Raw genomic sequence first — 12,858 nt, 5'->3', positions numbered from 1 at the left:
GCCGGTTACGGTTCTGTATAAAATTTCACGTCGCCGCTCCTGACCGCATCATTATATAATTCTTCTTCAAATTTTTTCAAAAATTCCACCTTACGCAAATTAGTCAGCATCTCTACAATCTGAGTGCTGGCATAGTCATAAGGCGCCACACCCCCAACGGGTAGATATTCCTTAATATTCAACAGATAGCAATATGTACTATCCGTATATTCGACAAATTTATTCGCCTTCAGGAAGTCGTTCGCATTCGACACGTGCACCGGAATATTATCCATCACCTGGTCAAAGTCCACCCATTTGTCGTAAAAGTAGTCATAAATACTGGCATTCTGCACACTGTACTTCTCTATTTTTTCTAAAGAAGCCTCAGAAGTCGATCTATACCATCCCTTTACATCAGAAAGTCCGGGGGCATCCACCGGAATCTTGAGGAACAAGCCTTTCACCAAAGCCTTGTCCAATACGAACTTCTTCTGGTTTTCTTCGTAATAACTCAGCTTATCGCTTTCCTGAAATTCGGAAGAAAGCCTTTCTTTTATCAGCTGCTCCTGATACCGATAGCGGATCAGCGAATGCCGGTATTCCTCCACCAGCTTATCCACTTCTTTCTTGTCCTCTCCTTCCAGGTTACGCAAAGCCACATCATAGACCAATGCATCTTTCACCCACTTCTTTTCCAAGCCTTCGGCGAATAACAAGCTATCGGCGGAGGACAGTCCTCGCGGGATTTGCCGCTTTATCTCCGAACGTCCGAGAGCCCGGTCCTTCACTCTTACCAATACATCCGCGTCATCTGCGGGCTGTGTCCCTCTACAAGAGCACAGCAAAGATACGAATGCTATAAAAATGAAGCAATACCTCATATAACTTTCTCTTTATTATTTCTTTGTCATTCGACCCATTTTCTTCACCAACTTCCTGTTTATCGTCACCGGATACTTCTGATTCAACCGCTCGATCCACTCGGCTTCAGCCGTAGCCTGCTGATCCATCGGCTTGTTCCAAACTTCCTTGTTGCTGATGTCGAACAGCAAGATGCCATCCCGATATTCCTGCATCAGAAGTTCGAACTCCGGATGTTTTGCCGTCAGATTCTTACGTTCGGCCGTCGTAACGATATCGCGGATAAAAAGATCATAGACCTCCTGCATGAAATCTCCCGCATAAGACTTTGTCGAGAACGGGCAACGCTGGATATAATAGGCGAACTCGCTCTGTGGGAAATCCGTGCCATTCAGATGGAACAAAGTCTTGTTCATATCTTTCGCTTTCTCATAGAAAGCAGGATCGGACGGGAAATAATCGTTACACAAGGCTTCCAGCTCAGCATAGGCTTCGGGATAGAAACGATAGCCGTACTCTTTCTTCATCCGTTCATCGAACGCGCCGTAATATTCAAAGTTCCGTTCTCCCTGTGCCATCTGGCGGGACCAGCCTTTTTTCTTATCATCAAAAGAAGGCAGCCCTTTCTTCCCGATCAACTTAATAATATGATAGCCGAAACGGGTTTTCACCGGTTGAGATATTTCTCCCGGAACGTTCAAGGCGAAAGCAGCCACTTCAAACGGCTCCACCATTTCACCGACACCAAAAGCAGGCAACTCACCGCCTCTTCCTGCAGAACCGGTATCGGATGAATATTCTTTTGCCAGCCCGGCAAAGTCCGCACCATCTTTCGCTTTCCGACAAACTTCTTCCGCGAGGGCGAATGCTTCGGCCTCACCCAGCTTGACCGAATCTTTCTCGAACGGGATTAGGATATGCGCCACACGCACCAGGCCGGGATTGGGTTTACGGCTGTGTATTTTTATGATATGGAAGCCCATAGTCGTACGGACCGGCAAAGAGACGGAGCCGACAGGCATCGAATAAGCGACATTTTCAAAAGCCTTGACCGTTTGCATCGGCAGCAGGCAGTGTACATATTCATAGCCGGTATGTTCTTTATCGGCTTCTTTCAATTCTTCGCCGACAGCAGCAAAATCCTCTCCCGCCTGAATTCGCTTATAGGCCTCGATCGCTTTCTGATAAACGGGAACCGTATCTTTCGACAACGTACGCTGGGGTAAACGGAACAGGATATGACTCAGTTCCAACACTTCGCCATACCGGTCATATACGGCACGCACGGCCGCTTCCTCACCATCCTTATCCGACAGATAACTTGAAGTCAACTGTGCCCGGTAACCATCCAATTCATCTTTGAAGGCTTTCGTCTTGTCCAGCCCCAGATCTTCCGCTTCCGCCACTTTCAGTTTGAAGTTTTTAAACAACTCCACATAGGCATCCACGGACTTACGGTCGGACAGATTAACTTCGCTATTCTTTTGTGCTATAAAAACAAACTCATCCAACGGGATCTGCTTTCCGGCAACCGTCATCACTACCGAATCGGCCGGGATTTGCGCATTTCCTGTCATACAAGCGAATACCAAAGATAATACAAGCAACTTCTTCATTAATCCTACTTTTACCATATCAAGATATCGATTACAAAAATAACACTAATCTAACGGAGATACAGCCTAAAAAGTACATTGCCCCGTTAAATTAGTGTTTTTTATCAAATATAATTCTCATTTAAAACATCTCACGCCCCAGCCGGTACGTCTACAAACAAAATAACAATCGCAAACCCTGTTTCCTTGTCCTACAGACACGGATTTCATCTGACACGATTGTAGCACTCCATAAATTATGAGCCTGAATTATAATAAAAGCAAGGTGAATTAATGTTCCGGCCGGTGTTGTATAGAAGGAATTAATTCCGTTTCTTTGTGGCAAAGATTTTGGATATGGCAGACGAACAACAAATGGTGCTTCGAACGGAGGACCTCGTTAAGAAATACAAGACACGTACCGTTGTAAATCATGTTTCGATCAATGTGAAACAAGGAGAGATCGTGGGACTGCTTGGCCCTAACGGAGCCGGGAAAACGACAACTTTCTATATGACGGTCGGATTGGTGACTCCCAATGAAGGAAAGATATTTTTGAACGATATGGAGATCACGAAGTTCCCGGTGTATAAACGTGCACGTAACGGCATAGGTTATCTGGCACAAGAGGCTTCTATTTTCCGCAAAATGACAGTGGAGGACAACATTCGCTCCGTATTGGAAATGACAGAGACGACACCTGAATACCAGAAGGAGAAATTGGAGAGCCTGATCGCCGAATTCGGTTTGAATAAGGTACGGAAGAATTTAGGTGACCAGTTGTCCGGAGGTGAACGCCGACGTGCCGAGATCGCCCGTTGCTTAGCTATCGATCCGAAATTTATTATGCTTGACGAACCGTTTGCCGGAGTAGATCCGATAGCCGTGCAAGACATCCAGAGTATTGTCGCAAAGCTGAAACATAAGAACATCGGTATTTTAATCACGGACCACAACGTATACGAAACGTTGAGCATTTGCGACCGCGCCTACCTGCTGTTTGAAGGGAAAGTGCTTTTCCAGGGAACAGCCGAACAATTGGCCGAGAATGAGATTGTACGTGAAAAATATCTGGGAAAAGATTTTGTCCTACGCAAAAAAGATTTCTGAATTCTATTTTGCCGAGAGTTGTTTTTTTATGCGTTTAGCGCAGGCATAGAACAGGAAAAGTGTGATAATTGCTACAATTGTATAAGGCAACAAATTTTGTGCGGAGATATCCCCGGTAATAAATTCATTATCCTTCAATCGGGCGTTTGACATGCCTATCACGGCAAATGCATTATTGACAAAGTGGGCAAAGACCGGAACCCAGATATTCCGGCTCCAATAGAGCAAATACCCGAAATAGGCCCCTAACAGCATACGGGGCAGGAAGCCGAAAAACTGCATATGGAAAGCGCTGAAAATAATCGCCGCACTCCAGATGATAATATGATGGTTGTGTGTCCATTTCCCGATTACCCGTTGCAAAGCGCCCCTGAAAAGGAATTCTTCTGTGACCCCGGCAGCCACAGCGATAACGATCAGATTAAGAATCAAAGTTACAAACCCTTCGCCGGCCAGCAACATCAAAGTCAACTTTTCAGCAGTTTCTTCCTGTACACGCATCCAGTTTTCCATAGGCTCCATAAAAGAAGGCAGCTCCATCTGCCTATTCAGCAAGCCGGTGAGGCTGATAGCGGGGGAGAGCAGAAAGACGCTGAAAAACGTAAGTAGCAATATATGTCCTTTGGGCATTTCTCCGATCGACAGATATTCTTTCGGATTGTTACTGCATAGCCACGCAAGCGCCAATGCCGGAAACAGGAATGTCCCGATGGCCGAAAAAAGCTGCAGCAAACGCATCATGTCCGGGTCTTGGGTTATCTCGGCATGGAAACCATAGATAAAATAGAATATCCCCATGGCAATCAGCGATGAGAAAACGGCTCCTGCCAGAATCAGGAGGAGCAAGACGATCAATTGGAAAACGGCCGGTTTTCCGGCATATATACCTTTTAAGAACATATTTTTGAGCATAAAAAAACTTCTGCTCAAAGATAAGCAGAAGTTTTTTATTTTTTCCCGGAAAAGTAATTATTTAGGACGAGCCTCTTTTACTACCATCTGACGGCCTTCGAACTCAGCTTCGTTCAGTTCCACGATCGCTTTCTTTGCAGCAGCGTCGTCCGGCATTTCAACGAAAGCAAAACCTTTTGATTTGCCTGTTTCACGGTCTTTGATGATCTTTACTGAGTCAACAATACCGTATTCTTCCATTACTTGTTTTAAATCATCTTCCCGAACACGATAGTTCAGGTTACCAACATAAATGTTCATAAAAATAGAAAATTAAAAAAATAAAATTGTTACTTAATGAAAGTAGTAAACCGGAATTTCGTAACAGTGAGAGATATTCAACAAGTAACGAGTAAATGAAGAAATAAAAAACAATGTTAGGTCCGTTCAAGGTTAATGCCCTTTCACATCGCAAAGAAATGCATTTATTTTAGATAAACAACATTTTAGCCTGAAAAAAATAACATTGCTTCTAAATTCATCTCGGTTATAACAAATTAAGCAAACAATTTGCGAGATTAAAAGAATAAGTCTAATTTTGCACCCTAAAATTCGAACAAGACTATTAATTAAATAAATCATTCAGAATGAACGTTTCGCTTAAAAACATTGATGCCACAAAAGGCATTGTGAAATTAGAAATAGTGAAAACCGACTATGCTGACAAGGTGGAAAAAAGCCTTCGCAGCTTCCGTCAGAAAGCAGATGTACCGGGCTTCCGCAAAGGTATGGTCCCGATGGGTATGGTAAAGAAAATGTATGGTAAGCATGTATTGATAGAAGAAGTCAATAAACTGATATCAGAAAATCTGTACAACTATATCCGTGAAAACAAACTGAACATTTTGGGCGAACCGCTGCCTAACGAAACTGAACAGAAAGAAATCAACTTCGATACTCAGGAAGACTTCGAATTTTGTTTCGACGTTGCTATAGCTCCGGAAATCAAGATCGAACTGTCCAAAAACGATAAAGTACCTTTCTATCAGGTAAAGATCGATGACGAAATGATCGGTAAACAAGTCGAGGCTTATCAGGCTAACTTCGGAACATACGATCAGGTTGAAGATGTAGAAGAAAAAGACTTGGTAAAAGGTATCGTAGCCGAATTGGAGAACGGTTCTCCGAAAGAAGGCGGCATCGTTGTTGAAGATGCAGTTCTGATGCCAATGTATATTAAGGATGAAGCTGAAAAAGCCAAATTCATCGGAGCAAAGAAAAACTCTGTCATTGTATTCAACCCGAACAAAGCTTACGAAGGTGCAGAAGCCGAAATCGCTTCTTTCCTGAAAGTCGATAAAGAAGCCGTAGCCGGTATCACTGGCGATTTCAGCTTTGAAATCACAGAAGTGACTCGTCATAAAAATGCAGAACTGAATCAGGAATTGTTCGACAAAGTATTCGGCGAAGGTGTAGTCACCAGCGAAGAAGAATTCAAGAACAAGATCCGCGAAGCACTGGCTGAACAGTTCACACCGCAGAGCGACTTCAAGTTCCTGACTGACGCGCGCGACCTGTTGGTTCAGAAAGCCGGTGATCTTGCATTCGCTGAAGACCTGCTGAAACGTTGGTTGCTGGTCGCAAATGAAAAGAATACGAAAGAAAAGATCGACGAAGAATATCCTAAGATTATAGAAGACCTGAAATATCAGCTAATCAAAGAAAACTTAGTAAAAGACAACGGTTTGAAAGTTGAAGACGCTGACATCGAAGACTTCGCCAAACGTGTAGCGAAGGCTCAGTTCGCTCAGTATGGAATGCTTTCCGTTCCGGAAGACGTACTGGCCAACTATGCCAAGGACATTCTGAAAAACAAGCAGACCTTGCAGAATATCATCGACCGTGCGGTTGAAGAGAAACTGGCAGGCTGGTTGAAAGAACAGGTCGAGTTGGACATCAAGGAAGTTACAGCCGACGATTTCAATAAACTTTTTGAAGAATAATACTACCCAAAAAGCAGCTACGGCTGCTTTTTTCATATAAAAAAGGGCTTTCTCTCGAAAAAATATCTTAGCGGACAGCAAATAAGTTGTTTCTTTCAGAAATTTATTTATAACTTTGTTATTCCGATAAGTAAGAGGGAAATCCCTTTTTTTATGACTTTTCGGTAACACAATAAGACTATAGATTATGGAAGATTTCAGAAAGTATGCAACGAAGCATTTAGGGATGAACAGTAACGCGCTGGACAGTTATATGAATATAACCAGCAGTTACATATCTCCGACGATTATCGAAGAGCGCCAATTGAACGTTGCTCAGATGGACGTTTTTTCACGGTTGATGATGGACCGTATCATTTTTTTAGGTACACAGGTTGACGATTATACGGCAAATGTAATCCAGGCGCAGTTGTTGTATCTGGACTCGAGCGATCCGGGCAAGGATATTTCAATTTATATCAATTCGCCGGGCGGTTCGGTTTATGCCGGATATGGCATTTACGACACAATGCAGTTTATCAGTAGCGACGTGTCGACTATCTGTACAGGCATGGCAGCTTCTTTTGCTGCGGTATTGCTGGTAGCCGGAACAAAAGGCAAGCGTATGGCGCTGCCTCATTCCCGCGTGATGATCCACCAGCCGTTAGGCGGCGCACAGGGACAGGCTTCGGATATCGAGATCACAGCCCGTGAAATCCTGAAAGTAAAGAAAGAACTCTACACAATCATATCGACTCATTCCGGTCAGCCGTATGAAAAGGTTGAACACGACAGTGACCGTGACTACTGGATGACAGCCGAAGAGGCTTTGGCCTACGGTATGATTGACAAAGTTCTGGTTCGTAACAAATAATATTAATATAAGGGCAAGCGTTGCCTTGCCCTAAAAAAACAAATACGGAATGGCCAAAACAGGCGATACCTGTACGTTTTGCGGACGCAGTAGCCGGGATGTTAATCTGATGATTAACGGCATCTCAGGTGCTATTTGTGATGAATGTGCACAGCAAGCGTACGAAATAGTAAAAGAACAAATGCCCGGCAAGAGGAGTTCTTTCGGATTAAACCAGAAAGACCTGCCGAAGCCTGAGGATATTAAAGCTTTTCTGGACCAATATGTAATCGGACAGGATGATGCGAAACGCTACCTGTCGGTTGCAGTGTATAACCATTACAAACGTTTGATCCAGAAAGTGACATCTGACGATGTCGAGATCGAGAAATCGAATATTATTATGGTGGGTGCTACGGGGACAGGAAAAACGCTGCTCGCCCGTACGATCGCCAAATTGCTTCACGTCCCGTTCGCCATCGTTGATGCGACGGTCCTGACAGAAGCCGGTTATGTGGGGGAGGATATAGAAAGCATTTTAACCCGCCTGCTACAAGCTGCCGATTATGATGTCGAATCGGCACAGCGCGGTATCGTTTTTATCGATGAAATAGATAAGATCGCCCGTAAGAGCGACAATCCTTCCATTACCCGTGATGTGAGCGGTGAAGGCGTGCAGCAAGGCTTGCTTAAGCTGCTGGAAGGTTCCATTGTGAACGTTCCCCCACAGGGAGGGCGCAAGCATCCGGAACAGAAAATGATTGCTGTGGACACGAAGAATATCTTGTTTGTATGCGGTGGCGCTTTCGACGGAATAGAGAAGAAAATCGCCCAGCGTTTGAATACCCGTGTAGTAGGATACGCCGCAAACGAAAACACTGCGCAGGTGGACCGCAACAATCTGCTGAAATATATCACGCCAACCGATTTGAAATCATTCGGCCTGATTCCGGAAATCATCGGACGTCTGCCTATCCTGACCTATTTGAATCCGCTGGATAGAAGCACGCTCCGTAATATCCTGACCGAGCCGAAGAATTCGATCATCAAGCAATACATCAAATTGTTTGCGATGGATGATATTAAACTGACATTTGACGAAGACGTGTTCGAGTTTATTGTCGATAAGGCACTTGAATTTAAGCTGGGAGCACGTGGCCTACGTTCCATTGTGGAGGCTGTGATGATGGATGCGATGTACAGTATGCCGTCCGCAAATAAAAAGAAGCTCCATGTCACGCTGGAGTATGCGAAGGAAAAGTTTGAAAAATCGGACGTAAACCGTCTGCAGATGGCCTGATCGGCGGTTTTTAAAATATAAATATAGTAATGGCAAAGAAGGATAATTTAACAGAAGAGCTCAAAAAACATTTTGGTTTTGATACCTTTAAAGGAAATCAAAGAGCGATCATCGAAAATGTGCTGGCAGGAAATGATACCTTTGTGTTGATGCCGACCGGAGGAGGAAAATCTTTGTGTTATCAACTGCCTTCTCTTATGATGCAGGGGACGGCCATTGTGATTTCTCCCTTGATAGCCCTGATGAAAAACCAGGTGGATGCCATGCGTAATTTCAGCGAAGAGGACGGGGTTGCCCATTTCATAAACTCTTCTTTGAACAAATCGGCTATCGACCAGGTAAAAGACGATATCCGGAAAGGCCGGACGAAGTTGCTTTACGTAGCCCCCGAGTCGTTGACCAAAGATGAAAACGTGGAGTTTCTACGCCAAATCAATATTTCGTTTTATGCTGTAGACGAAGCCCACTGTATTTCCGAATGGGGACATGATTTCCGCCCGGAATACCGTCGTATCCGCCCGATCATAAACGAAATCGGCAAACGCCCGCTGATTGCCCTGACGGCGACAGCCACACCGAAAGTACAGCACGATATCCAGAAGAACCTGGGAATGATCGACGCCTCTGTTTTTAAATCTTCCTTCAACCGTTCTAATTTATATTATGAGATTCGTCCGAAAACGGCGAATATCGACCGCGAGATCATAAAATATATTAAGTCCAACGAGGGAAAATCCGGTATTATCTATTGTCTGAGCCGTAAGAAGGTGGAAGAGTTTGCCGATATCCTGAAAGCAAACGGCATTAAAGCGTTAGCCTATCATGCCGGTATGGATTCGCAGCTACGTTCGAATAACCAGGATGCGTTCCTGATGGAGAAGGCGGACGTGATCGTTGCGACAATTGCATTCGGTATGGGGATCGACAAGCCCGACGTACGGTATGTCATTCATTATGATATTCCCAAGAGCCTCGAAGGATATTACCAGGAAACCGGACGAGCCGGCCGTGATGGCGGCGAGGGCCAGTGCATCGCTTTTTATGCGTATAAAGACTTGCAGAAGCTGGAAAAATTCATGCAGGGGAAACCGGTTGCAGAGCAGGAGATCGGGAAGCAGTTGCTTCTGGAAACTGCCGCGTATGCCGAGACCTCCGTATGCCGGCGGAAAGTCTTGTTGCACTATTTCGGTGAAGAATACCTGGAAGAAAATTGTGGAAATTGTGATAATTGTTTGAACCCGAAAAAGAAAGTGGAAGCAAAAGAATTATTAAGCGCCGTACTCGAAGTAATTGGCACGTTAAAGGAAAAATTCAAGGCAGAATATATTGTCAACATGTTGGTCGGCAACGAAACCTCCGAAATCCAATCTTACAAGCACAATGAACTGGAAGTTTTCGGCTCCGGTTCGGATGAAGAAGAAAAGACATGGAACGCCGTTATCCGTCAGGCCTTGATTGCCGGATATCTGGCTAAAGATATCGAAAACTACGGTTTACTGAAGATTACAGAAAAAGGAAAAGAGTTTATTAAGAAACCTGTTTCTTTCAAGATAACCGAAGATAACGAATTTGACGAAGAGGAAGACGAAGTTCCGGTACGTGGCGGAGCGACCTGTGCCGTCGATCCGGCTCTTTTCTCGATGATGAAGGATTTGCGTAAGAAGTTGTCCAAGCGTTTGGAAGTTCCTCCATTCGTTATTTTCCAGGACCCGTCTCTCGAGGCGATGGCTACCACCTATCCGGTGACATTGGAGGAATTGCAGAACATCCCCGGTGTTGGGGCCGGTAAGGCAAAAAGATATGGTAAAGAGTTCGTCGAACTGATCAAGAAGCATGTGGAGGAAAACGAAATCGAACGTCCCGAAGATCTTCGCGTGCGCACGGTTGCCAATAAATCCAAACTGAAAGTTTCGATCATCCAGCGTATCGACCGCAAGGTGGCGTTGGACGAGATTGCCATGACGAACGGATTGGAGTTTAGCGAACTGTTAGACGAAATCGAAGCGATCGTTTATTCCGGAACCCGTATCAACATCGACTACTTCCTGAACGACGTGATGGACGAAGATCATATCGATGATATTTACGAATACTTTAAAGACTCGGAAACAGACGACCTGGAAGACGCCATCGAAGAATTAGGTGGCGATTATACGGAAGAAGAGATTCGTCTTGTACGAATCAAATTCCTATCGGAAATGGCAAATTAATAATGTGCTGATCCGGGATAACCGCACCAAAATCATATCTGATAGGTGTATCCTCCACAGGATGATCGGTATCTCTGAAGTTCCTTGTCCCCATACTTGACACCATAGCGTCAAGTGTGGGAACAAGGTAATTCTGGTTTAACGGCAAATCAGCATTCATGATTCATTTCCATAAAAATGTAAACCAATAACCTGTATCAAAATAGAATTATTCCATATATGGCAACTGCGACACCACCCAAATGAACCTACAGCAGTTGTTGGAAGCCCGAAATCGGCTTGTTACTGAAAACATAAAACAGGCTATTTATATGCGTTCCTATTGAATTACACCCCAGTTTAGATTAAATACAAACCAGAAGTATCAAGCCTGAAATGAACAGTTGTTCCCAGAATTGCGTTATATTTGCAGACTGTAATTGAATAGAAATATAAAATAATGAATAAAGCATTACATCAAGTAGGTGAATATGTCATGTTGATGGCGAAATGCATCTCCGTCCCAAACCGGTGGAGCATGTTCTTCAAGCAGCTGATAAAAGAAATATACAAATTAGGAGTCGATTCGCTCTGGATTGTTATTATCATTTCCATTTTTATCGGTACGGTTATCGCTATCCAGATTTCACTGAACATCAGTTCGCCGCTTATCCCTAAATTCACGATCGGATATACGACGCGTGAAATTATCCTGCTGGAATTTTCTTCTTCCATTATGTCATTGATCCTGGCAGGTAAAGTCGGTAGTAACATAGCCTCCGAGATCGGGACCATGCGTGTGACGGAGCAGATCGACGCGATGGAGATTATGGGGGTAAACTCCGCCAACTTCCTGATCCTGCCGAAGATGGTCGGCATGATGACTTTTATTCCGGTACTGGTTATCTTCAGTATGTTCACCGGCATTTTGGGAGGTATCGCAGCCAGCCATTCCACGGGAACGGGTATGACACCCGCCTCTTTCGAATATGGCTTGCAGTTCTATTTCAATGAGTTCTACATCTGGTACTCCATCATTAAATCCGTAGTGTATGCGTTTATAATTTCATCCATAGCCGCTTATTTCGGTTATAATGTAAAAGGCGGTGCGCTGGAAGTAGGTAAAGCCAGTACGAACGCGGTCGTTATGAGCAGCATCATGATTCTGCTCGCCGACGTACTATTAACCAATATAATGTTGACATAAGGAATGGTAGAAGTAAAACATATTACTAAGTCCTTTGAAGGACGGGTTGTCCTGAATGATATCAGCGCTGTCTTCGAAACAGGAAAAACAAACCTGATTATCGGGCGAAGCGGTTCCGGTAAGACGGTCCTTATTAAAAATATTATCGGATTGATGCGCCCGGACTCAGGAGAAATCCTGTACGACGGACGTGATCTGACCTCGATGGGCAAGCATGAACTGAACATGTTGCGCCGTGAAATGGGTATGCTGTTTCAGGGATCTGCCTTGTTCGACAGCATGACGGTGTTGGAAAATGTCATGTTCCCGCTGGATATGTTTTCAAACGATACGTACAAAGACCGTTTGAAACGTGCGCTGTTCTGTCTGGATCGTGTCAACCTGTCGGAAGCCGGCCATCTCTATCCGTCCGAGATCAGCGGCGGTATGATGAAACGCGCTGCTATTGCCCGTGCGATCGCCCTGAACCCGAAATACCTGTTCTGTGACGAACCGAACTCTGGCCTCGACCCCAAGACTTCGCTCATCATCGACGATCTGATCCACGATATCACCGCCGAATACAAAATGACGACTATCATCAACACGCACGATATGAACTCCGTCATGAACATCGGTGAAAACATTATCTTCATCAAAGAAGGCGTGAAAGAGTGGCAGGGCAACAGCAAGGAGGTTATTACTTCCAAGAATAAAGCGTTGAACGACTTTATCTTCGCTTCCGACCTGTTCCGTAAGGTGAAAGAGGTCGAGGAAGAAGAAATGAAAGAAGAAGAAATGAAAGCAAAATAAAGAAAGATCCGATGCCCACCAGATGAAAAATTCACGGGCATCGGATTGGAAAGGGATAGGCATCGGATTCTTTTTCGATGCCTATTTTATCTATAC

At 44.4% G+C, this 12,858-nt stretch carries 11 protein-coding genes; 7 read left to right on the top strand and 4 right to left on the bottom strand.

Features of this window, described 5'->3' with window-relative positions; genetic code table 11:
- Positions 1 to 5: 5 nt before the first annotated feature.
- Both ACPYIV_RS19730 and ACPYIV_RS19725 read right to left on the bottom strand, forming a co-directional pair.
- Positions 6 to 863, bottom strand: coding sequence for a peptidyl-prolyl cis-trans isomerase (locus ACPYIV_RS19730; RefSeq protein WP_293733239.1), 858 nt, complete (start codon positions 861 to 863; stop codon positions 6 to 8).
- A gap of 15 nt (positions 864 to 878) precedes the next feature.
- Positions 879 to 2,477: a peptidylprolyl isomerase gene (locus tag ACPYIV_RS19725; RefSeq protein ID WP_308526328.1), complete on the bottom strand. Its 1,599-nt coding sequence runs from the start codon at positions 2,475 to 2,477 to the stop codon at positions 879 to 881.
- Positions 2,478 to 2,795: 318 nt separating this feature from the next.
- Here ACPYIV_RS19725 and lptB point away from each other — a divergent pair, with 318 nt between their 5' ends.
- On the top strand, positions 2,796 to 3,548 hold the full coding sequence (lptB, locus tag ACPYIV_RS19720; RefSeq protein WP_036658357.1) for an LPS export ABC transporter ATP-binding protein: 753 nt from the start codon (positions 2,796 to 2,798) through the stop codon (positions 3,546 to 3,548).
- A 3-nt stretch (positions 3,549 to 3,551) separates the two neighbouring features.
- Here the strand turns inward: lptB and ACPYIV_RS19715 are convergent, their stop codons facing one another.
- Entirely contained in the window at positions 3,552 to 4,448 is an 897-nt protein-coding gene (locus tag ACPYIV_RS19715) for a CPBP family intramembrane glutamic endopeptidase (RefSeq protein WP_293733241.1), read from the bottom strand.
- Between the two features lie 69 nt (positions 4,449 to 4,517).
- Positions 4,518 to 4,760: an RNA recognition motif domain-containing protein gene (locus ACPYIV_RS19710; protein ID WP_293733242.1), complete on the bottom strand. Its 243-nt coding sequence runs from the start codon at positions 4,758 to 4,760 to the stop codon at positions 4,518 to 4,520.
- Between the two features lie 326 nt (positions 4,761 to 5,086).
- Here ACPYIV_RS19710 and tig point away from each other — a divergent pair, with 326 nt between their 5' ends.
- From tig to ACPYIV_RS19680, 6 genes are all read left to right on the top strand, one after another.
- Positions 5,087 to 6,442, top strand: a complete 1,356-nt coding sequence (tig, locus tag ACPYIV_RS19705) for a trigger factor (RefSeq protein WP_293733243.1) — start codon at positions 5,087 to 5,089, stop codon at positions 6,440 to 6,442.
- A 187-nt stretch (positions 6,443 to 6,629) separates the two neighbouring features.
- Positions 6,630 to 7,295 carry an ATP-dependent Clp endopeptidase proteolytic subunit ClpP gene (gene clpP, locus ACPYIV_RS19700; protein WP_005634693.1) on the top strand — a complete coding sequence of 222 codons (666 nt, stop codon included), beginning with the start codon at positions 6,630 to 6,632 and terminating at the stop codon, positions 7,293 to 7,295.
- A gap of 49 nt (positions 7,296 to 7,344) precedes the next feature.
- Positions 7,345 to 8,574 (top strand): ATP-dependent Clp protease ATP-binding subunit ClpX, encoded by a 1,230-nt coding sequence (gene clpX / locus ACPYIV_RS19695; protein ID WP_293733244.1) that lies wholly within the window; start codon positions 7,345 to 7,347, stop codon positions 8,572 to 8,574.
- Between the two features lie 29 nt (positions 8,575 to 8,603).
- The gene (gene recQ, locus ACPYIV_RS19690) at positions 8,604 to 10,784 is read left to right on the top strand and encodes a DNA helicase RecQ (RefSeq protein WP_293733245.1); all 2,181 of its coding nucleotides are present in this window, start codon (positions 8,604 to 8,606) and stop codon (positions 10,782 to 10,784) included.
- Between the two features lie 439 nt (positions 10,785 to 11,223).
- The gene (locus tag ACPYIV_RS19685; protein WP_293733246.1) at positions 11,224 to 11,970 is read left to right on the top strand and encodes an MlaE family ABC transporter permease; all 747 of its coding nucleotides are present in this window, start codon (positions 11,224 to 11,226) and stop codon (positions 11,968 to 11,970) included.
- A gap of 3 nt (positions 11,971 to 11,973) precedes the next feature.
- Entirely contained in the window at positions 11,974 to 12,762 is a 789-nt protein-coding gene (locus ACPYIV_RS19680; RefSeq protein WP_293733247.1) for an ABC transporter ATP-binding protein, read from the top strand.
- Positions 12,763 to 12,858 lie beyond the last annotated feature (96 nt).

It is taken from the genome of Parabacteroides vesiculifaciens (assembly GCF_049860805.1).
Lineage (GTDB): Bacteria > Bacteroidota > Bacteroidia > Bacteroidales > Tannerellaceae > Parabacteroides.
The sequence above is the reverse complement of the archived record's forward strand: the minus strand, read 5'-3'. Positions and strand labels throughout refer to the sequence as shown.